We start from the raw sequence: 22169 nt of genomic DNA on the forward strand, positions 1-22169 counted from the left end.
AACAGCATCCCGCTGGGAGCAACGGCAAAAGCGCCCCCACCCGCCCCTTCGGGGCGCCCTCCCCCGCAGGCGGGAGAGGGGACAGCTGGGTCGGCTCGCGCCGGGTGGATTGCTGGGGTGATGCTTAGACTTTGCTTTTATGCCGTCATTCCCGCGAAGGCGGGAATCGCTCTGGCTCTTGCCTTACCTGCAAGTAAGGTCAACAGCATCCCGCTGGGAGCAACGGCAAAAGCGCCCCCACCCGCCCCTTCGGGGCACCCTCCCCCGCAGGCGGGAGAGGGGAGGACCGCTGGATCGGCAGCGGGAGAGGGGCCGACGGCGGGCTCCTGTGATCAAGCCGGAATGTTCTTCTTTGTTGAAGCCTTCTTCGCGGCCTTCTTCGCGACAGGCTTGGCTTCCACTTCCTGCTCGGCCTCGCCATCGCTCGCCACCGATACCTGTGTGGCAACCTCCGCCGCTTCAGCGGCAACAGCCGCCGGCACATCCACAGGCTGCTCGTCCTGTTCGCGCGCAACTGCACCGCGCGCGCGCTCGGGCAGCTTCAAACGGTTACCCGCTTCATCGTATTCGATCAGCAACACGCCCGAATCATGGCGACCGCTGATTTCGACGAAACAGGCGCCGCCGATGAACGGCTCCAGCGTCATGACCGACTTCAGCGGCGTTGCCACGACCATCTGGAAACCGAAGTTCTCGAAGATGTTCATCGCCAACGCGGTGAACTCGTTGTCGGCCTTGTCGAAGGCTTCGTCCAGGACCACTGCTGCGTAACGCGGCAGTTCGCCGTCCTCGCCGCCAAGCTGGTAGCGCAGGGCCGCAGCAAGGCAGGTCGTGGCCAGCTTCTGTCGCTGACCACCGGACTTGCCGGCGCCACTGCGATAGATCTCGACCTGCTCGCGGGTTTCGGCGTCCAGTTCGACACCGATGAACTCAACGTGCATGCGCACGTCCAGCACCTGCTCGCGCCAACGGCGCAGCTCCGGCTCCTGCGCACCCAGGCGTCGTACCAGTTCACGCAATACGTTGAACTGCGATTCGGCCAGCGAACGATCGTCGGTCTGCTGGTGGGTCAGCACCGCGCGCAGTTGCAGTTGGAAGTCCTGTACTTCCGGCAGCCGGCGATCACTGACATCGATGGCCAGCACCGTGCCGCGGTTGAACGCTACCTGCTCCAGCGAGGCGTTGACCTCGTCCATGCGCTGCTTGATCGCCTTGTGTGCTTCGGCAGTGTGACGCTGCAGTGCCAGCAGGTTGTTCTTGCTCTGGGTCTGCAACAGCTCGAAGAAGCGGCCTTCATGGCGCGGCAGGCCATCGCTTTCCAGACGCGCAAGACGTGCCAGGAAGTCATCGGCGCTGGTCAGCGACACGGTGAAATCACCCGAATCTTCCGGCCACTGCTGGATGTATTTGCGGAAGCAGTCCAACAGGTGCTGGCTGAGCTTGGCATCACGGCCCTGGCTCTGTCCCAGCTCCTCGGCCAAGCCGCGTTCGACCACGCGGAAGTGGCTTTCCAGGCTGTCCAGGTTCAAGCCCGGCAGAATCTGCAGGCGCGCTTCCAGGCCTTCACGCTGCTGTTCGGTCAGCGGCGCGCTGGCCACGCGGGCCTGGCCGTTGTCACGCAGCTGTTCCAGACGCGCGCGCTCACGCGAGAACTGGCCGCGCTCCAGGCGCACGTCTTCATACGTGCGCTTGCCCTGGTCGCGCAGGCCACGGGTCAGTTCGATCTGCTGGCCGATGCGGGCCAGGGCGCTGTCGCCCTCGCGCAGATCCAACAGCTGTTCGTCGATGTCGGTCATGCGCTGCAGGCGTGCACTGACGTCGATTTCATCCCAGTCGCGCTCGACCAGCGAGTGTGCGGCAAGCTGCTTTTCCTGACCGCTTTCGCGTTGCTTGCGCAGCATTGCCACGTCTGCTTCGCTGCGTGCGATGCGCTGTGCCAGTTCCTGCGCCTCGCGCTCGTAGACACGGCGCTTGTCGCGGTTGTCGTGGCCCAGCATCCAGCGCTTGCGGTCGTTGACGGCGTGGCGGTCGTCCTTTTCGTAACGGTCGCCGGGGTGCTTGATCTGGCCTTCGCGGGTGATCGCGCGATCTTCATTGCGCAGCTGGCCGGCGTTCTCCACGCAGGTGTAGTCGAAGCGACGCAGCAGCTCGTTGTAGACCCAGTCGCCATAGGCGTGGTCGCGCAGCTGCAGCTTGTGGATCAACGAACGCTTGTCCGGCTCGCGGGCATGCAGCAGTTCGTTGTCGCGCACGCGGAAGTACACCAGCTTGGTGCCCAGGTGCGTGCGGTTGGCCCACTCGGCCACCTGCTGGTGGTTCTTCTCGTCCACCAGCAGCGACTGCGCAAAACCGTGCAGCACGCGTTCGATCGAACCGCGCCAGCCAATCTGGTCCTCGCGCACCTGGATCAGCTCGCCAACGAACGGCACCGCCGCTTCGGACAGGCCGGTGTCTTCGCACAGGCGTGCGCGCATCTGCTGCAGCGGCGCCGGGATCGAGCTGGGTGCGGACTTCAGCGACTCAAGTTCGATACGCAGCGCGGAAAAGCGCTTCTCATCATCGCGACGCTCGGCCATGCGCTCGGCGATGGCGTCATCAACGGTGCCAGCGCCATCGCGGCTACCGTCAATCAGCGCACGCGCCTGCTCGACCTGCTCGGCGAAACCGGTGGCCGTATCGGCCAGGGCCATGCCCAACTGCCGGCACGCCAGCTCCAACTGCTTGCGACGGCGGCCGCGCTCTTCCACTTCACGTTCAAGGCGGGCGCGCTCGCGCTCCATTTCCTCGACGCGCTCGCCGCCCTGCTCGCGCTGTTGGCGCTCAAGGTCGACCAGCTTCTGTTCGTGGTTGTCCAAGGCCTGCCGGCGCTGCCCTTCCTCGCCCATCAGGCCGCGGTCGAGCATCTCCACTTCCTTGAGGCGCTCGTTGACCAGGGCCAGGCGCTTTTCCTCGCGGAAACCATCGATGCCGATCTGCAGATCGCGCAGCGTGGCCACGCCTTTGCGCAGCTCCATCAAGTTGTGGTGGAAGTCGCGTGCCGGGGTCAGGGTCTCGACCTGGCGGCGCGCGGTGACCACCGCATGGTGGGCACCATCCAGTTCGGCGAAGTCATCGACCAGGCGATCGGCGGCTTCGAAGGTACGCGGTTCTTCCAGCATGAAGCCACGCAGGAAGCCGTTGAGGTCGCCCAGGTTCTTGGCCGACTGGGTCTTGTGCAACAGGCGCAGCGCCATGTCGTTGCCGATGCCCAGCAGGTGACGGAAGCGCTCGGCATAACCGGTGAAGGTGTCGAAGTGGGCAACGTCATCGGCCAACCGCGCACGCAGCTTGCGCAGGTCCAGGTCGAAGCCTTCCATTTCCTTTGCCAGGTCGAAACGACGCGGGATCACCATGTAGTGCTTGCGCACGTCATTGGCCGAGGTGCCGGCACCAGCGATCCAGAACAGGCGCACGATCGACACCGCATCGCCGCGGGCGTTGAGGTATTCCAGCGCGAGCGCGCTCCAGGTAGCCCCCTTGCGCAGGTACTGGGTGGCGATTTCGCCGGACTCGCTGTCCTGCTGGTCAGCCCAGGCACCGCGCACATAGGACACCAGCGAGCGGTCACGACCGGACCGCTCGGCCTCGCGTGCGGCAGCATTGAAGTCGACGATGCTCGGCGGCGTCAGCAGCGCGCTCATGCCGTCCAGCAGGGTCGATTTGCCCGAACCCGAGCGGCCGACGAACAGGAAGCCGCGCTCGGCGATCGGCACCTCGGTCAGGCCCGAGAACGTACCCCAGTTGAGCACCTGCAGGCGGCGCATGCGGAACTGGCTTGCACGCGCGTCGCTGGCCGGGTCGTTGAACAACGCGGCAGTGGGAAGCAGGGTGTGGGACGTGGTTTCCATACGGCTCATCCTTCAACCACCGCGCAGGCGCGGCGGCAGTCATTCTTGGTCACGCTGGCACGGCGGCCAGGCATCATTCGTCGGCGTCGTCGCTGGCGGCGAACAAGGGGCTGTCGCCATCACGCAACTGGCGGTAGGCCTCGCCCAGCGCCTGCACGTCCTCGGCCGAGAACAGCAGCTTCAGCGCCGGCGACACTTCGTAGCGGTCTTCGCTGCCGCGCAGCTTGGACAGCAGCTGGTTCTCGCGCATCTTGGCGATGGCCGCGGCCACGCGCTTGCCGTAACCGGCCTGGTCGGTGGACACGTTCTTCTGGTAGATGCTCATCGCTTCCACCAGCTGGAAATCGGCCACCACCGCGCGTTCGCCGCGGGTGTCGGCTTCGGCCAGCTGCTGGCGCAGGAACAAAAGCAGCACCGACTCGATGAAGGTCAGCGGTGCCGAGCGCAGCAGCGTGGGCGAATCCAGCTCGGCGGTGTCGTACTGGCGGGTGAAGGCAACGCCACCGTCGCGGTCCAGCACCAGCTCCAGGAACAGCTCGCACAGCAGGCTGCGTACTTCGTCTTCGTTGCGCAGCAGTGCCGCCCACTGCGCCGGCTGGCGCTGTGCATCGACGCTGGGGCCGGCCAGCAACAGGCACAGCGCGCGACGGGCTTCCAGCGGCAGGCTGCCGGTGTCGCCGACAAACAGGGCGCCGCCGCTCAGTACCGGTGCGGCCGGTGCCGGCGTTGCCTCGATTTCGTTTTCGGTTTCGGTCTCAGACCAGTTCATCGCGTCTTTCCTTGAGGAACCAGACCAGCGGCACGCGGGCGCGTCGCACCACGCCATCCGCGCCGGTCCATTCCACGGTTTCCAGTTGGTCGGCCATCACCTTGCCGTGGCGGGTGCCGATGGAGAGATAGCCGATCACGCTGCCCAGGCCCTGCCGCGCCGGCCGCTCGCGCAGTACCTGCGAGATGCTCAGGCGCGGGCGGTTGCCCAGCAGCATGAAGAGATTGTCTTTCAGGGTGCGCACGTCGATTTCCGACTGCGCGACCAGGTCGCCGACGCTGTCCAGGCTGATCTCGGCGGCCTCGGCGTAATAGATCGACGTATCGACCTGGTGACTACGCGGGTCGTGCAGGCGCCATTGGCCGATCGAGCGCACGCGCGTGGAGGACAGCGGCAACACGAAACCGGTAGGCGCAGTGGGCCGCACCTCGTCGCGCAGCAGCAGTGCCTGGCCCTGCGCCTGCTTGAGCAGCTGGTTGAGGCGACGCTGTTCCAGATAGCCACGGCTCTGCACGAAGCCACGCAGGCTGCGCGCGAAATGCTGCATCACCTCGTGCACCTGGCCACCGCGCTCGAGCAGGGTGCTGGTGAAGTTGCGCAGGAAGGTGCGCTCGTTGCGGTCCAGCTTGCGGGTGAAGCCACGGTTGAGCACGGTGTCCAGCGCCGCATCAAGCTCGGCACTGCGCTGCGGGTCGTTGAGCAGGTCCCAGAAGGCCTGGAAGCTGCGCCCGGCATCGGACTCGCCGATCACATCGACGCCGTTGAACAGGCGGTCGAGTACATCGCCGCGTGCGCCTTCGTCGTCGATGATGCGCTCGCGGAAGCGGCGGTTGAGCTGCTCGAAGTCATCGCGCACGCGGCGGAAGTCCTCGGCCAGATCATCGGCCAGGCGGATCACGTCGCGGGTGCGTTCCAGCGCGCGCTTGCCATCCAGCGCGCTGACCTTGCCGGTGCCAACCTGCGCGATCTCGGCATCGATGCGGTCGCGCTCGGCCTTGAGCGCGGCCAGTCGTGCTTCCGGATCGGATTCGGTCTGCTGGGCCAGCTGCGACAGCTGCTGCATGACCATCGCCAGGCGGCTTTCCGTCGCCAGGCTGGCGTTGTGCTCGATGCCGGCGATGAAACGGATGGCCTGCGTGGCCTGCCGCGACAGCTCGTATTCTTCTTCGCTGGCACCTTCGGGCAGGCGCCGCTCCAGCCAGCCCTGGGCCAGCCAGTAGGCGATGTAGGCCTGCGCGGTACGCGGCAACTCGACATCGAGCTCCTCGCCGTTGAGCGCATCCAGCTGCTGTTGCAGGCGCTCGGCAAGGATGGAGCCGGGAATGCGGCGGTCCGCTTCCAGCAACAGCCCCTGCAGCAGGCCGATCAGGACCGGGGCGCGGTCGGAGGCCAGCAGTTTCCATAGCGGCTGCTCGCGCAGGCGCTGGTAGCTGGCGATACGTTGGCGGTACTTCATCGAGCGCGCGCGGTCCCTGGGCTCAGCGTCGGGCGTGGCCGACTTCGATGAAACGCAGGAACTCGGCGCGAGTGCGCGCGTCGTCGTGGAAGGTGCCGCGCATGCGCGAGGTGACCATCGACACGCCACGCTTGTGGATGCCGCGGGTGGTCATGCACTCATGCGAGCCTTCCACCACGATGCCCACGCCCATCGGCTGCAGCACGTCCTGGATCACGTCGGCGATCTGCGCGGTCATCTTTTCCTGCACCTGGAAGCGGCGCGCATAGGCCTCGACCACGCGAGCCAGCTTGGAGATGCCGACCACGCGGCCGTTGGGCACATAACCGACATGGACGCGACCGATGATCGGTGCCATGTGGTGCTCGCAGTGGCTTTCGTACTCGATGTCGCGCAGCACGATCATCTCGTCGTAGCCGGCCACTTCCTCGAAGGTACGGGCCAGATACTCGCGCGGGTCGTCATTGTAGCCCTTGAACCAGTCGCCATAGGCCTCGGCTACCCGGCGCGGGGTGTCGAGCAGGCCTTCACGGGCGGGATCTTCACCGGCCCAGCGCAACAGGGTGCGCACGGCCTCTTCGGCCTGGGCCTGGGTGACGGATGGGTTCTTGGAATCGGCCATTACAGAACTGCGCTTGGATTACGGGGTAGACATGCTACCAGCCGGGGGTGTGGAGGGCATGGAGAGGCCGATCATCACCTCACGCCCCTATGCCGGCCCATGAATAACTCTTTGTTTTTCAATGGTGTTTTGCATGAACGCCTGGCAGCGGTCAGGAACGGCTCCAACGGAACGCCCACGCCAGCGCATCGGTGATGGGGCCGTACACAATCTGCCGCAGCAAACGCGCCTCGCCCGGGTCCACCTGCTGGGTGATGCCCTGCTCATAGGCCTGCAGCATCGCCTGTGCTTCCCGCCACAGGTCCTTGGCCAAGCGCTCCAGCTCCAGCAAGGTCAGCCGTACCGGAACGCCGATGCTCTGACCAAACGCCCCTATCTCTGCCTTGGTGACATTGGCAAAGCGCGTGGCACCGCCCATCGGAAAGACCAGGTCCTCTGCATCCCACTCAGGCGCGCGATAGACCGACGTACTGAGCAGGTCGTAATGCGGTGCCAGCTCCCAGCCCCTGCCGCTCCATAGAAAACTGAGGTTCTTCAGATGGGCATCCGCATTGCCGATGAAGAAATTGAACAGCTGCCAACGCAGCAATGCCAAGCGTGTGGCCGCCGGCATCCGGGTGATGTCCAGCAGCTGCCGCAGGGCGGTGCTGTTGGCCTGTTGGTACTTGAAGACCGCGTCCAGCGACAGCAACTGGCAGCCGTCCAGTGCATAGCGGCGGCGCACCTGCAGCCCCTCGCCTTCACGGTCGAAACGGCGCACCAGATAGACCGCCTCCGGTACCCGCCGCACCTGCACCTCCGGCACCGGCAAGCCGCAAGCGCCGGCCAGACGCATGCAAAACCATTCATTGATCACACTGTGCGGGTAATCCTCCACCTGCTCATGGTCCGGCTTGAGGATGTGGGTGGAGGCGGCCTGGCCGACGGGTTCCCACAGCTGTTGCTGGTCCAACACCACGGCCAACTTGTGCTGCGCGCCGGCCAGCGACATGCGCTTGGGCGCGCCATGCGACAAGGGCAGCCGGGGCAAGGCCTGGATGCGGGCAGAGAGTTCGGCATCAGGCAGGGCCCGCAACTCGGCCGGCGACAGCTGCTGCCCGGGTGACAGCAGGGTCAATGCGCCGGCCGATTCCGGGCCAAACCGCTGCAACAGACCAAAGGCATCAGCGGCGTTGATGCCGGCATCAGCAGCAACCAGTTGGCGACCCGCCTCCTCCGGCAATAGGTTGTCGAAGAACCATTGCACCGGGCGCAGGCTGCTGCCGTCGTGGATCTCACCTGCGCTGCGCGGCAGCGCGGGTGACAGGTCAAAGCCATCGTCACGCCAGGCAGGGTCGTAGTGCAGTGCCCACACATTGCCCTGTTCGTGCAGTTCACCTATGCGCCGCTGCTCCAGCCAGACATCAAGCTGCCTCGGTTCGACCTCGATCGCCATCAGCCCTGCTCCGCAGTGGACGGGGGCAGCTCCACCGGCAGATCCAGCTGCACGCGGATCCCCAGCTGCCGCAGCAGTTCAAACACGCGGCCGATCTGCACGGTGTCCTTGCCCCGCTCCACATTGCCCAGCACCACGTGGCTGGTGCCTGCCATCGCCGCCAGATCATCCTGACGCAGGCCCTGCGCCTTGCGCACGGCGCGGATGTACTGGCCGATATCCGAAGCCTGATCGATCTGCACCTGCATATGACGCTCCAGATATAAAGCCTACGTTAGATTATTGAAGCCAATGACGAATAACAAGGGAAATATAACGTCTGCTTTATATTTTCAGCCACAGTCATCGTTCTTGGATGAAGTCTAATGCATGCGTTAGATTTTCTAGAAAAATCAGCAGAATCCAGTACCAACTAACGTCTGCGTTCTTTTCACTCTGCTGCCCCGTTTCGGCATTGCCTATCACCTTGCCTGCATCCTGACTCAGGCACTATTTCGTTTGTGCGGCGCAACATATGTCGCATTCACCGAAAGATCGGCCCGTCTCCACGACGGAAGGGGACTGCCTGAAGCGTCCTTCCGCCCCGCGCCTACGTGCGCCTGCCGGGGGCAATGCCGCTCTTTCCCTGATCCCGTCCACCGAGCGAGACATGTCATGGTCGACCCATCTGGATCACCGCGCGGCAGCCTGCTGCGTTCCCTCCCCCGCCTTCTATTGGCACTGGTACTGCTGCTGTCGGGCCTGGCCCTGCTTACCGGCGGTATCCGCCTGCTGAGCCTGGGCGGCTCCTGGTATTACCTGCTGGCCGGTCTGGCCTACCTGGTATTGACGGTGCTGGTGCTGCGACGCTCACGCCTGACCGCGGCGGCGTCGCTGCTGCTGTTTGCCGCCACCCTGGTCTGGGCGCTGTTCGATGCACCCAGGCTGGGCTACTGGGAACTGCTGCCACGGCTGGTGGTGCCGGCCCTGCTGCTGATGCTGACGCTGTGGTCCAGCGCGGGCTACCCCGGCACCGGCAACGCCGCCCGCCGCTGGCGCAATGGCGGCGCACTGGTCACCTTCGCGGCATTGCTGGCAACGCTGGTCGCCGGTTTCTTCCCGCATGGCGGGCTGTCCAACCCGGTAGCACTGAGCGGCAACCCTGCCGCCGCCAAGCCCAGTGACGGCAACCCGGGCAACTGGGAGTTCTTCGGCCGCAATGCCGCCGGCACCCGCTTCGCCCCGTACGCGCAGATCACCCGCGACAACGTGGACCAGCTGCAGGTGGCCTGGACCTACCACACCGGCCGCCGCACCTCGGTAGGCGTGGACGAGAACACCCCGCTGCAGATCGGCGCCACCCTGTACTCCTGCACCCCTGAGAACAAGGTGGCCGCCATTGATGGCGACACCGGCAAAGCGATCTGGAGCTTCGACCCCAAGGCCCGCACCGCCGAGCACGTGACCTGCCGTGGCGTGGGCTACTACGACATCGACAAGGACCGCAGCCTGGAAGCCGCCGCCAAGGCCGCCTACACCGACACGGTGTGCCGCCAGCGCATCCTGGTGTCCACCGTGGACGCCCGCCTGTTTGCGCTTGATGCGCAGACCGGCAGCCTGTGCCCGGGCTTCGGCAGCGACGGCTATGTCGACCTGAAGCCGCAGATGGGCCCCACCGAGGACAGCAAGCGCTACCACCCGACCTCGATCCCGGTGGTGATGGGCCACCTGGCGGTGATCGGCGGCTGGGTGCGCGACATCATGGAGGGTGAGCCCTCCGGCGTGGTGCGCGCCTTCGACGTGCGCGACGGCACGCTGGCCTGGGCCTGGGACGTGGGCAAGCCCGATGACCTGGCCCGGCCTGGGCAGGATTTCGAGCTGGCCACCCCCAATGTGTGGACCATCCCCACCTACGACCACGAACTGAACCTGGTCTACCTGCCCACCGGCAACGGCCCGCCCGATTACTGGGGCGGTGAGCGCAATGCGGTGAAGGAGAAGTTCGGCTCCTCGGTGGTGGCGCTGGATGCCAGCACCGGCAAGCTGCGCTGGAGCCAGCAGCTGGTGCACCACGATGTGTGGGACTACGACGTGCCCTCGCAGCCGGTGCTGTATGACGTGACCAATGCGCAGGGCCAGAAGGTGCCGGCGCTGATCCAGACCACCAAGACCGGCCACATCTTCGTGATGGACCGCCGCACCGGCGCCTTCGTCACCGAGGTCAAGGAAACCACGGTGCCGACCAGCCCGCAGGCCCAGGGCGAGCGCCTGTCGCCGACCCAGCCGCTGTCGGTGGGCATGCCGGTGATCGGTGCCGAGCCGCTGACTGAGAGTTCGATGTGGGGCGTAAGCCCGTTCGACCAGCTCTACTGCCGCATCAAGTTCAAGGACTCGCACTACCAGGGCATGTTCACCCCGCCCACCGAGCAGCCCTACATCGAATGGCCGAGCCTGCTGGGCGGCATGAACTGGGGCGGCATCTCGATTGATGAAACGCGCAACCTGATGTTCGTCAACGACATGCGCATGGCGCTGCGGATGTCGCTGGTGACCCGTGAGGAAGCCAGGAAATACAAGATCTCCACCGACGAAGTGCCCGGCTTCATGGGCACCATCCGTCCGCAGCTGGCCGGCCCCTATGGCGGCGTCAAGATCGACATCCTGCAGTCGCCGCTGGGCGTGCCCTGCCCGACCCCGCCGTTCGGCACCATGAGCGCGATCGACCTGACCAGCAAGCAGCTGGTCTGGCAGGTGCCGCTGGGCACCGTGCAGGACACCGGTCCGCTGGGCATCAAGACCCACCTGCCGATGCCGATCGGCATGCCGACCCTGGGTGGCCCCACCGCCACCGCATCGGGCCTGGTGTTCTTCGCCGGCAGCCAGGACTACTACCTGCGTGCGCTGGACGCGGACACCGGCAAGGAAGTGTGGAAGGTCCGTCTGCCGGTAGGCGCGGTGGCTGCGCCGCTGGTCTATGTGTCACCGAAGACCGGCAAGCAGTACGTGGTGATCTCGGCCGGCGGCGCCAGCCATTCGCCGGATGTCGGCGACTACCTGATTGCCTACGCGCTGCCAGACAGGAAGTAAGCCGCACGTCGGTAATGGACACGAAAAAACCCCGGCCTGCGCCGGGGTTTTTGTTCACCACGTCACCAGGTTGGATCTGGCCTTCTCCGGCGGAATGGGCATGTGAGGATGGGGATAGCCCAGATGCGGCGTGGTTGCCATCCCGGGCAACACGATGTGGACCTTGCGCGGTGGGGAGTCATCGTCAGGGCGTCGCCCCAGGTTCACCTCGAACATGCGTGATTGCCCCGCTTCCACGACGCTGGTCGGCCCTTCGCACAAATCCACCGGCCTTGGCTCCCAGTTAGGGGGATAACCGCCCTCAGGCAACGCCACAAACCACATCATCTGCCCATTGCAGTTGCTCAGGTACAGCGTGTCATCCGCTGTGGCGGTGATCACAACACGGTATTTGCCTGCGCCAATGCGCTCGGCATGCAGATAGCTCTGCTCAGCACTCGCCTGCACGGCGTTCTGCGCCGGAACATCGTTCGCCCGCGTGACGGGAGCCGGCTGCCCACCTGCATGTGCGGGCAGCGCTACTAGTGCGGCCAAGGTCACCAACGCTGACCAGCATCGAGATGCGTCCATCGAGCATTCCGCCGTAGTTTTCTTTTCTTTTAGAACAACGCCCGTGAAAGGAGCATTTTCTTCCTGGGCGCGACCACGTGCCGTAGCCCGGGTAAGCGCAGCGCACCCGGGGCTGTTGGCTGACACTCTGAAAGACTTCCATATCCCCATTCCCCGGGTGCGCTGCGCTTACCCGGGCTACGCCTGCTTCAAGCCTTGCGCGAAGAACAACGCTGCGCCCATCCGAGACGTGTCGTCTGGAGGAAGATGCACGACGGAGCGCTTCGGTATCGACCCGGTTATCTCAAGGCTTGGCGCTTTTCGTCGCCGTCGCGGTGTCGCGCTGCAGTGCCTGCAGCAGGCTGGGCACGCTGGGTGTGGCGATATCGGCAACCCGCCAGTTGCTGCCTTGGCGCTGCAAGGTCAACTGCAGGTCCAGGGGACGTTCGGGCTCATCCAGCCGGGTACTGGCGCGCAGCTGGCCATCTGCCAGTGGCTGGATGTCGAACGTGAGCTGGCGCAGGTCCTGCGCGGTGTCCTGGCAGTCGCAGAGCGGGTCGCCGTCCAGATAGCCGACTTCGCCGTCATGGGCTTCGCTGTTTGCCTGCATCGCCGCGAGCAGTATCGGCGCGTAGACCTCTTCGTCGGGCAGGATGGCGTCCAGCCCGGCGTCGGGGTGATAGCCGGCGTAGATATGGCTGAGGAAGACGCGGGCCGAAGCGATGTCCTGCTCGCTGCTGCTGGCTGATGCCGAGACGGGCGCAGGCGTGGCAGTGGCCGGTGCGTCCTTGTTGCAGCCGCTCAGGGCCAGGACCAGCAAGGCGGTGACGGTCAAGGTTTTCATCTGCTTCCTTGCGTGTTCGTTTGTCGGATCTTTTTAGGCGGGACTGTTGGGGAAAGCAAAGGCTTTCAAGCACCCCTCCCCAGCCCTCCCCTCCGCCTTCGGCGCAAGGGAGGGAGACAAGCGCTCTGCCCCCTCCCCTTGGCATAGCCAAGGGGAGGGTTGGGGAGGGGTGCTCTGCGCGGACTGACAGCACCGTAGCCCGGGTAAGCGCAGCGCACCCGGGGAACAGGGATCTGAAAGTCTTTCAGAGTGTCAGCCAACAGCCCCGGGTGCGCTGCGCTTACCCGGGCAACATCGGGGCCGCTCCAAGGCACTGCCCTTCGCCTACTGCAAAAGAGCGGGCGCCAAGCGCTGTGCCAGGCCCGACCAGCGGCTGGCATGGCGGGCCAGCGCGGCTTCGATCACCTCGGCGCTACCTGCCAGATGCAGGCCATTTCGCGCGCGGGTGATGCCGGTGTACAGCAGCTCGCGGCTGAGCACGCGGTTATCGCGGCGTGGCAGCTGCAGCCAGACCTGGTCGAACTCCGAGCCCTGTGCCTTGTGCACGGTCATCGCGAAGGCGCTCTCGTGCAGCGGCAATGCCGCCGGGTGGAAGGCGCGCGGGTTGGCCGGGTCGTCGCCGGGAAACCAGGCGCTGATGCCGCTGCCATCACGCAGGCAGATGCCGACATCGCCGTTGAACAGACGGTGGCGGTAGCTGTTCTCGCCAATGATCAGCAGCCGACCGTGGAACCAGCCCGGGCCCAGCGCGCGGCCGCGGTTGCCGGCCAACAGGTCCTCGATGCGGGCATTGAGCCCGCGCGCGCCCTGCGGGCCTTCGCGCACGGCAGTGAGCAGGCGCATGCGGCCGGCCAGCGCCAGTGCATCGGCCGGGCTGGCGGCATCGGCCAGTGACTGCCAGTACTGCTGCAGCGGCTCGCGCCAGGCCTGCAGCGGATCGATATCGCCTTCGTGGAAATGCACGCCGGCCAGTTGCGCCTCGCGCAGCAAGGCCAATGCCTGCCCCGCATCGCCGTCGCGCATGGCATTGGCCAGTGGCGCCAGCTGCAGGGCTTCACTCTGGCGGTAGCCGCGCTGCAATTGCACGCGGGCTCCGGCGAAGTCAGAAGGTTTGGTTTCGATCGCCTCGGCTGGCAGTTCGCCCAGCAGTGTGCGCAGAGCTTCGGCATCGGCCGCGTTGCTGCGCTGGCCATCACCGGCGGCACGCAGGATGGCGCTGAGTACGTCGCCGGCTTCCACCGACGGCAACTGGTCGGGATCGCCGAGCAGCACCAGCCGCGTGCCTGGGGCGATTGCTTCGACCAGCTTGGTCATCAATGGCAGATCGATCATCGAGGCTTCGTCGACCACGATGACCTCGTAGGGCAATGGGTTGTCGGCGTGGTGACGGAAGCGCGGGGAATCCGGGATCACCCCGAGCAGGCGGTGCAAGGTGGTGCCGGTGCTGGGCAGTTGTTCGCACAGGGCGCTGTCGATACCGGCGGCCGGCAGCTTCTGCAGGGCGTGGCGCAGGCTTTCGGCCATGCGTTCGGCAGCGCGGCCGGTGGGTGCAGCCAGGGCGACGCGCGGGGCCGGCTGGTTTGCCGCCTGCGCCTGTGCGGCCAGCAGCACCAGCAGGCGGGTGATGGTGGTGGTCTTGCCGGTGCCGGGGCCGCCGGTGATCAGCAGCAGGTTATGGCGCAGGGCGGTGGCTGCGGCGCGGGCTTGGTGATCTAAAAGCTTCCCCTCATCCGCCCTTCGGCCACCCCCGCCTTCGCGGGGGCAGGCCCTTTGATCTCCCGCAGGCGGGAGAAGGAAGAGATCCGACTGCGCTGAGGTCTGTGGGTCTTGCGGCGCTGCACGCTTCTGGCCCCCTCTCCCTCCGGGAGAGGGCTGGGGTGAGGGTGCGCCTAACAGATCTGTTTGCGATGCAACGGCTTGCCCCGGAAACAAGCGCGCAAACACTTCCGCCAAGCCGGCAACATCGCCGCCAACAACCGGTGCCTGGCCGATCCGCTGCAAGCCCGTTGCCAAGCGGCGCTCGTACTCACGATAGCGGCGCAGGTACAGCAAGCCGTTTTCCCAGACCAGCGGCGCCTGTTCCGACGCCGCGTTGTTATCCACAGCACTGGCTATCCACTTCGATGCAGCCAGCTGTGCAATCCACGCTTCGGCCGCCGGCCATTCCACGCCGGCATCCACCAGCCGCTGCGGCTGGGTCGGATCAAAGCCGGCGTGGCCCTGCGATACCGCCAGCGACGCCAAGGCTGCTGCCGCCAGCACCGCATCCGGTGTTTCCGGGTCCAGGCGGCGCAGGCTCTGCGCCAGGGCATGATCCAGCGCGCGCAACGCACCGGCTTTGTTCAATGCGGCCAGCAGGCTCATGCCTCGCCTCCCAGTCGTGCCAACAAGGCCGCGTGGCCGTCGCGACCACCGGCAAACAATTCATCCACGGCGTGCACCAGTTCCGCGGCGAAGTTGTGCGCGTACAGGCCCGGCGATGGCGTGCGTGTTGCATCCAGGCCGCGGCAGAACAGGTAGCGGATGCCGCCGAAATCACGCGCATAGTCGTAACCAGCACCGATGCGGAAGCGCAACCAACGATGCAGGGCCACGGTGTAGATCAGTGCCTGCAGGTCGTATTCGCTATGCCGCATGGCCGCGTCCAGTTGCGCCGGGGCGTAATCGGGCAGGCGGTTGGATTTGTAGTCGAGCACATACCAACGCCCGTCGCGGACGTAGGTAAGGTCGATCTTGCCGGTCATCAGCCCTTCCAGCTGGCGGCGCAGGCCAAAGCCTTGGCGGCCACGCACCACCCCGTGTGCATGCAGCACGCGCAGCAGTGCCGGCACCGTGGTCGGCTGCATGGCGAAGTGGAACTCGATTTCAGCGCGGCGCTCGCCCTCGCCCAGCGAATGCAGGGCGCCGCCTTCGGGCAGGGTGACGGTCAGGGTCTGGCCGATCAGTTGGGTCAGCAGCGCCACGCCGTCGGCGATTTCTTCGTCGATATAGCCATCGGCGCGCATGGCTTTCTCGATGATCTCGGCCTGCCCCTCCGGTGCCGCATCGCCGGGCTGCCAGTCGCGCCAGGCACCGAAGTCGACGTTTTCCAGCGCGGCATGCAGCACGTTGCCGAAGCGGCTGCCGGCAAAACGCGGATCGAATACTTCCGGCTGTGCGGTGCTGGCCTCGCTGGCCGGTTCGGCATCCACATCGACCTGCGCCGGTTCGTCGGCGGCACCGCCGCTGTCTTCGGTAGAGGCGGCGGCGGTGTCGTGGCCGCCTTCGGCATGGGCCAGCTGGGTGAAGCTGTACACCCACCAGTCGTGCGGCACGCTGCGGCGTACGTCGCGCACCGGCGGCAGCGCCTGCTCGCGCTCGGGTGGCAGCCGCGCCGGCGCCGGGCCGGTGTCGCCTTCGATCACCGCGATGTCGGCATGCGCCGGCAAGCCCTGCAGCATCGGCCCCAGCCGCGAGCTGGCCAGCCCGGTCAATGCGCCACCACTTATCCACAAGGCATGCTCGGCGCGGGTCAGGCCGACGTAGAGCAGGCGCGCGGTCTCGGCTTCTTCATCGGCGTTGACCTGTTGGCCGATGGCCTTCCAGTCCGGGTCTTCCTTGTCGATCTTCCAGTGCAGCACGCGTTGTTGACCATCGTGCACGGTGCGGTGGTTGCTGCTGTCCGGCGCATTGGTGGCGATGCCGACGAAGGGCAGGTAGACCAGCGGGTATTCCAGGCCCTTGCTCTTGTGTAGGGTGATGATCTGCACGCGGCGTGCGTCCGATTCCAAACGTAGCAGCTGCGCTTCGTCGCCTTCGTCGGCGTGCGCGATCTGGGTCTGCAGCCAGTCCAGCAGGCCGTGCAGGCCGATGCTGCGGTTGCTGGCTTCCTGCAGGGTTTCGGCCAGCTGCAGGTAGTTGGTCAGGCGGCGCTCGCCGTCGATCAGCAGCAACAGGCGCTCGGCCTGTTCGGCGCACAGGTCCGACAGCAGGGCCAGCACGCCGCCGCGCTGCCAGCGCTCGCGCCATTGCAGCAGGCGCTCCTGGTGCAGGCGCTGTTGTTCGCCTTCGTATTCCATCGCGGCGATGCGGGCGGCGCTCTCGCCCAGCAGCACGGTGGCCAGCGCGGCGCGCAGGCGGCCTTCGTCGGCCGGTTGCAGCAGGGCCAGCAACAGCAGGCGCAGTTCGTGGGCTTCGGCGCTGGCAAACAGGCTCTGCTTGCCGGCGGCTACCGCCGGGATGCCCAGTGCGGCCAAGGCCTGTTGCACGCGCGAGGCTTCCTTGTGCGAGCGCACCAGCACGGCGATATCGCCCGGCTGCACCGGTTTGCCATCGACCAGCGCGCGGCCTTCGCGGGCAGCGCTGAGCACCCTGTGGATATCTGCAACACAAGCCGCGGTGGCAGCATCGCGCGAGGCGTCGGCCTTCAAGGGTTTGCCATCGGCATCAGCGGCAATCAACTGCAGGGTCAGCGCGGGGGCGGGTTCGCCATCGAACAGATAGTCGGCGTCGCTGCGCTTGCTGCCCGGCAGGACCGGCTCGAACTGGATGCGTTCGTCGAGGAAGGCCTCGGGGCCAGCATTGTCGTACAGCGCCTGGATCGCGCGCAGCACGCCGGGACGCGAGCGGAAGTTGCGGTCCAGCGCCGGCGCCGCTTCGGCCAGCGCCTTGGCCTGCAGATAGGTATGCACGTCGCCGCCACGGAAGCCGTAGATGGCCTGCTTGGGGTCGCCGATCAGGAACAGTGCGGCGGCCTCGTCGTCCGCGGCGAAGATGCGGCGGAAGATGTCCCACTGGCGCGGGTCGGTGTCCTGGAATTCGTCAACCAGCGCAAAGCGGTACTGCGCGCGCAGGCGTTCGGCCAGATGCGCGCCATGCGGGCCGTGCAGGGCATTGGCGACGTTGTCGATCAGATCGTCATAGGTCTGCTGGCGGCGCAGCTGCTTGAGCTTGGCCAGACGCTGGCGGACCTCGCCGCGCAGCTGGTGCAGCAGCACGATGGATTGCTGGCGCTGCCACTGCGTGACCTGCGCCAGCGCCTGCAGGTAGTCGGCAATCAGTGGCTGCAACGGCGATTGCGGGGTGCTGCCGGCCTTGGCCTTGTTGGTCTTGGCGGTGAGTGCCTCCAGCGTCAGCCGCTCCAGACGCTCATCCAGCTCGGCGCCTGGATCCGGATGGCGGCTCCACTGCAGCAGTTGCTGGAACAGCGGCTCGATCCAGTCGGCTTTGTAGCTGGCCTTGTTGAGGATGCCGCCATCAAGCGCGCCACGCAGTTGCTGCAGGTAGCTCTCGCCGTGTTCTTCAATGCCGGCGGCAAGACGCTGCGCGGCGCCGTCGCGGAAGGGGCGCGTGTCTTCGATCAGGGTCTGCGGTGGCTGTGGATAAAGCGGCAGCTCGGCGGCCAGTGCGAGCAGATCACGGGCCAGGGCATCTGGGCTTTTCCACAGGCCCAGCAAGGCCTCCAGATGCTCGCCCTGCCCTGCATGCAGGCGCCACAGGTCGGCCGCCAACTCGTCATGCAGCGCGCGGGTATTGGCCAGCAGCTCGGGCGCGGCAAAGGTGTGGCCGCTCTCCAGCGCGTATTCGCCCAGCACCCGCGTGCAGAAGCCGTGGATGGTGAAGATCGAGGCCAGGTCGGTTTCTTCGGCGGCAATGCGCAGGCGCCGGCCCAGCTGTGCGGCGGTTTCGCTGCCTTGTTGCAGATGACGTTGCAGGATGGCGCGGGTGAGCGTGGTTTCCGGGCTGTCGTCGTCTGCGGGACTACTGTCGACCACGCGCGCGGCCAGTTCCAGCCGCTCGCGGATGCGCTTGCGCAGCTCCTGGGTGGCTGCATCGGTAAAGGTCACCGCCAGGATCTGGCCCATGCGCAGGCCCTGCTCCACCACCAAACGGGTGAACAGTGTGGCCACGGTGAAGGTCTTGCCGGTGCCGGCGCTGGCCTCGATCAGGCGCAGGCCATCCAGCGGCAGGTGCAGATAGGGATCGGATTGCAGCGCGTCAGTGCTCATGCGCCAGCTCCGGTGACAGCATCGGTTTGGTCGTCAAAATCGGGCAATACGCGGCCCTCGCGCAGGGCGGTGAATATCAACAAGGCGTTGTGGATAAACCTGTGTGCAGTGGCCGGCGAAGCGAACGGATCGCGGCCGCGCAAGGCCAGTTGCAGGGCTTCGCCATTGCGCTCGCCCCAGCTGTGTTCGCTGCCGAACCAGCGCGCCTGGGCAGCGCTTTCACGCTTGTCATCGGCAGCGTTGTAGATGTCCCAGCCGGTGTACGGGGCAAACAGCAGCGGCTGTTGCATGCCTTCGGAACGTAGCTGCAGCAAGGCTTTCAAGGCTGTTTGTGCGGCTTCTGGCGACAGCTCCGGCAAGTGGTGCGGGCCATAGCCGGCCTGCCCGTTGTCATGGAACTGCAGCATCGCCGACGGTGTTCCCGCGGCGTTGGCCAACAGCCAATCCAGGCCGCCGCGCAGCACATAGGCCACACCTGCGGAGCCCGCATGCAGGCGCACCAGCCCCTGTGGATGGATTTGATCGACACGCCCATGCAGGCGCACGCCATCCAGCTCCACTTCGTAGCGTTGCGAGTCCAGCGGCTGGCCGTCGTACCACTGCGAAAACGCCTCCGCACAGGGACGGATGCGGCTGAGCATGCGTTCGAACTGCTGCCGTCCCAATGCACCCGAAGGCAGCAGCGCGCGCGCACGCAGGCGCTGGTACAGGCCGGCTTCGCGGCCCTGCAGCAGTGCGCTGAGCACGTGCTGCTGCAAGGAGGAATGCAGACGGCCACCGCCGGGCACCAGCAGCGGCTCGACGTCTTCGCTGTCGTCGATTTCGCCCGCCAGACGCAAACCCAGGCGCTGGCTGAGGAACTGCCCCGCCGGGTCGCTGAGAAAGCGCCGCAGTGCGTCCAGCGACAGGCTGTCGTCGTTGAGCGCGCTGGGCAGCGGTGCGTCCAGCGGGCCGTCGAACCACGGTGCCAGGCGCTGGCGGCTGCCGCCGACCGCACTGGCGGCCGGGTGCCACTGGCGCCGGTAGCTGAAACGCCGCGGTTCGCCATCGCCACCAAACGCGGCCGGGGCAAACGGCTGCAGCGGGTGCCGCACCACCAGCTGCTTGCGGGCAGCGGCGGGATCCTGGTGATAGGCGGCCGCCGCATTGACCAGTTCACTGACCAGCACCGACGGCTCACGCACGCTGCCGTCGCGGGCATCGGCGCCCAGATAGCTCAGGTAGAACACTTCCTGGGCGGAGGCGAACAGCTGCAGGAACAGGAAGCGATCGTCCTCGCGCAGCGAGCGATCGCCATAACGGCGGCGCTCGGTGCCGAGTTCGGCGGTAAGCCGGCTCAGGCCGGCGGCCGGGTCGCGGCGGGGGAAATCGCCATCGTTCAAACCCAATACGCAGATCACCCGGAACGGCAGCAGGCGCATCGGCACCATGCGGCCGAAGCTGATGCCGCCGGTGAGCAGCGGCGCGCGGGTATCGGCCTCTGACAATACCGAGGCGAAATGCGCACGCACCACGTCGGCCGGCACCGACGCATCAAAGCCGGCCTTGGTGGCTTCCTCGGCAAACTCGTTGACCAGTTTGCGCAGCCGGTCCAGCGCGCGCACGGCGGACGGCTCGCTCGGGTTTTCAGGCAGCAGTGCGTTCAACAGGCCGAGCAGGCGCTCACGCCATTGGTTGGGGCTCAGGGCTTCGGCCAGGGTCTTCTGGTGGCGGGCCAGCACCCGCAGCAGGCGGATCAGCGCATCCAGCGCGGCCAGGCCGCCACCTTCCAGTTCCGGCCACGGGGCGACACCGCCGATGTCCTCATCGCTGCCGCTGGCGTGGCCGAGTAGCAGCCGGTCCAGCGCGAACTGCCAGGTGTAGGCATCGTCGGCCGGTGCCTGATGCTGCTGACGGTGCTTTGCGTCCAGCCCCCAGCGTGCGCCGGCGGCCTGCAACCAGGCGTGCAGGCGTTCGAAGGCCGCCGCGTCCAGGCCAGAGGCGGTCGCCAGTGGTGCGCTGGACAGCAGGTCGAGGATTTCATTGAGACCAAAGCGCGATACCGGCAGGCCCAACAGCTGCACGAAGACCTCGGCCAGCGGTTCGCCCTGCAGCGGGCTGGCATCGGCCAGCGCCCACGGAATATGCGCATCGTTGCCGCCACGGCCGCCGAACACCGATTCCAGGTAGGGCACGTAGGGATCGATATCCGGCGCCAGCACGGCGATTTCGCGCGGCTGCAGCGGCGGATCGAAGCGCGGGTCTTCCAGCAGCGCGCGCAGTTGCTCGTGCAGCACCTGCATCTCGCGCAGGCGGGTGTGGCAGGCGTGGATCTGGATGCTGGGGTCGTCCAGCCGCAAGGCTTCGAGCAGCGGTGGCGAGGGCAGCGCGCGGCGATGGAACAGGTCGGCCTGCAGGCGATGCAGCAGGCTGTCGCCAAGGCCACCGGCATCCAGGCCGGGCAGCGGGATGCTTTCCGGATCGACATAGGCGGCGATTTCGCCGCTGGGGTGGACCACTTCGTAATCGCCCAGCACCGCCATGAAGTCGCGGCCAGCCTCGCCCCAGGCCTGCAGCAACGGGTTCTCACCGGCCTCGATGCCGAACGGCTCGGCCAACCCGCTGCGCAGTTTTTCCTTCAAGGTCTGCAGGTCGCCCCAGTAGGAGCGGGTCGGCGTCGGCATATAGAAGTGCAGCGTGCCGACCCGTGCCTGGGTGGCGATCACCCGCAGCACGTCCGGCGAGACATTGAGCGTGGCGAAGGCGAACAGCCGCTGCGGCAGGCCCTGCGGCAAGGGCTGGTGCTCGCCTTCGAAGCGGGCCAGATAGTCGTTGATGCGGCGCGCGCGGTAATTCTGGCCACCGGCGATATGCCGCCACAGGATGGCCTGCGGGTCGTCCGGCTCGGCACCGTCCTCCCAGCGCAGCAGCCAATCACGGCGCCAGGCCTGGTACTTCTCGAACACCCCGCCCAACTCGGCCGCCAGCGCCCAGGGCCGCAGCGGATCATCGCGGTCCAGGTAGGCGCGCAGCCCGGCCATCGCCGGTTTCTGCATCACGGTGTTGTCGGTCAACGCCCCATATAGCCGCCAGTGCAGGCCGGTGGCGCCCAGGTCATCGCGCTCGCCCGGCACATTGGCCTTCAGCGCCTTGGCGACGAACTCACCGGGAGTCAGGAATTCCAGGTTGGCCGACACCCCGTACTCGGCCGCCAGGGTGGACTGCAGCCAGCGCCGCATCGCCACCTGCGGGATCAGCACGATATCGGCGGCCAACAAGGGCTGGCCGGGCGCCGGCTCACGCAGCGCGTGGGCCAACAGCTGGGCCAACACGTCCAGGGCATTGGAGTGGTACAGGCGAAAATCGGGGGCATTGCTCATCGCGCCATCTTGCCGCAGTGGCATCGCAAGCGGCGAGACATGAATGCGTTGCGCACATTTGCCGCCGCCTTACTCTCCCACCCCGTGCACACACTGTTGCTGTCAGAGTCGCAAGGTATGCATGGCGTTGGACGCTGGCAATGCGACAATACTGCACGGTCCAGTACGCTTATGTTCAGGCGGTGCTGGCAATCT

10 protein-coding genes and 2 pseudogenes are annotated in these 22169 nt (G+C 66.4%); 1 reads left to right on the plus strand and 11 read right to left on the minus strand.

Translation table 11 applies throughout. The features are described 5' to 3' along the window. Positions 1-518: 518 nt before the first annotated feature. The 6 genes and pseudogenes from RT460_RS06620 to RT460_RS06645 form a co-directional block, all read right to left on the minus strand. Positions 519-3887, minus strand: a pseudogene (locus RT460_RS06620) (SbcC/MukB-like Walker B domain-containing protein); the annotation flags it as partial. Between the two features lie 73 nt (positions 3888-3960). Further along, positions 3961-4581: pseudogene (locus RT460_RS06625) on the minus strand (DUF4194 domain-containing protein); the annotation flags it as partial. A gap of 61 nt (positions 4582-4642) precedes the next feature. Further along, a complete protein-coding gene (locus RT460_RS06630; protein WP_313317927.1) occupies positions 4643-6112 on the minus strand; it encodes a DUF3375 domain-containing protein in 1470 nt (489 codons plus the stop codon). Positions 6113-6134: 22 nt separating this feature from the next. Further along, positions 6135-6734 (minus strand): GTP cyclohydrolase I FolE, encoded by a 600-nt coding sequence (gene folE / locus RT460_RS06635; protein WP_313317928.1) that lies wholly within the window; start codon positions 6732-6734, stop codon positions 6135-6137. Positions 6735-6885: 151 nt separating this feature from the next. Then, the gene (locus RT460_RS06640) at positions 6886-8169 is read right to left on the minus strand and encodes a HipA domain-containing protein (protein WP_313317929.1); all 1284 of its coding nucleotides are present in this window, start codon (positions 8167-8169) and stop codon (positions 6886-6888) included. Continuing rightward, on the minus strand, positions 8169-8417 hold the full coding sequence (locus RT460_RS06645; RefSeq protein WP_313317932.1) for a helix-turn-helix domain-containing protein: 249 nt from the start codon (positions 8415-8417) through the stop codon (positions 8169-8171). Before RT460_RS06645 ends, RT460_RS06640 begins: the two co-directional genes overlap by 1 nt. Positions 8418-8823: 406 nt before the next feature. On the opposite strand from RT460_RS06645, the gene RT460_RS06650 reads away from it, so the two are divergent. Continuing rightward, positions 8824-11235 carry a membrane-bound PQQ-dependent dehydrogenase, glucose/quinate/shikimate family gene (locus RT460_RS06650; protein WP_313317933.1) on the plus strand — a complete coding sequence of 804 codons (2412 nt, stop codon included), beginning with the start codon at positions 8824-8826 and terminating at the stop codon, positions 11233-11235. 54 nt (positions 11236-11289) lie between these two features. Here the strand turns inward: RT460_RS06650 and RT460_RS06655 are convergent, their stop codons facing one another. The 5 genes from RT460_RS06655 to recC all read right to left on the minus strand — a co-directional run bounded on the left by RT460_RS06655 (position 11290) and on the right by recC (position 21974). Then, positions 11290-11805 (minus strand): hypothetical protein, encoded by a 516-nt coding sequence (locus tag RT460_RS06655; RefSeq protein ID WP_313317934.1) that lies wholly within the window; start codon positions 11803-11805, stop codon positions 11290-11292. Between the two features lie 283 nt (positions 11806-12088). Further along, entirely contained in the window at positions 12089-12628 is a 540-nt protein-coding gene (locus tag RT460_RS06660) for a DUF3828 domain-containing protein (RefSeq protein ID WP_313317935.1), read from the minus strand. A 324-nt stretch (positions 12629-12952) separates the two neighbouring features. After that, positions 12953-14992 (minus strand): exodeoxyribonuclease V subunit alpha, encoded by a 2040-nt coding sequence (recD, locus tag RT460_RS06665; RefSeq protein ID WP_313317936.1) that lies wholly within the window; start codon positions 14990-14992, stop codon positions 12953-12955. Then, the gene (gene recB / locus RT460_RS06670; protein WP_313317937.1) at positions 14989-18615 is read right to left on the minus strand and encodes an exodeoxyribonuclease V subunit beta; all 3627 of its coding nucleotides are present in this window, start codon (positions 18613-18615) and stop codon (positions 14989-14991) included. Before recB ends, recD begins: the two co-directional genes overlap by 4 nt. Beyond that, entirely contained in the window at positions 18612-21974 is a 3363-nt protein-coding gene (recC, locus tag RT460_RS06675; protein ID WP_313317939.1) for an exodeoxyribonuclease V subunit gamma, read from the minus strand. Before recC ends, recB begins: the two co-directional genes overlap by 4 nt. Positions 21975-22169: the final 195 nt, after the last annotated feature.

It is taken from the genome of Stenotrophomonas sp. (assembly GCF_032061965.1).
In the GTDB taxonomy this organism is placed as follows: domain Bacteria; phylum Pseudomonadota; class Gammaproteobacteria; order Xanthomonadales; family Xanthomonadaceae; genus Stenotrophomonas.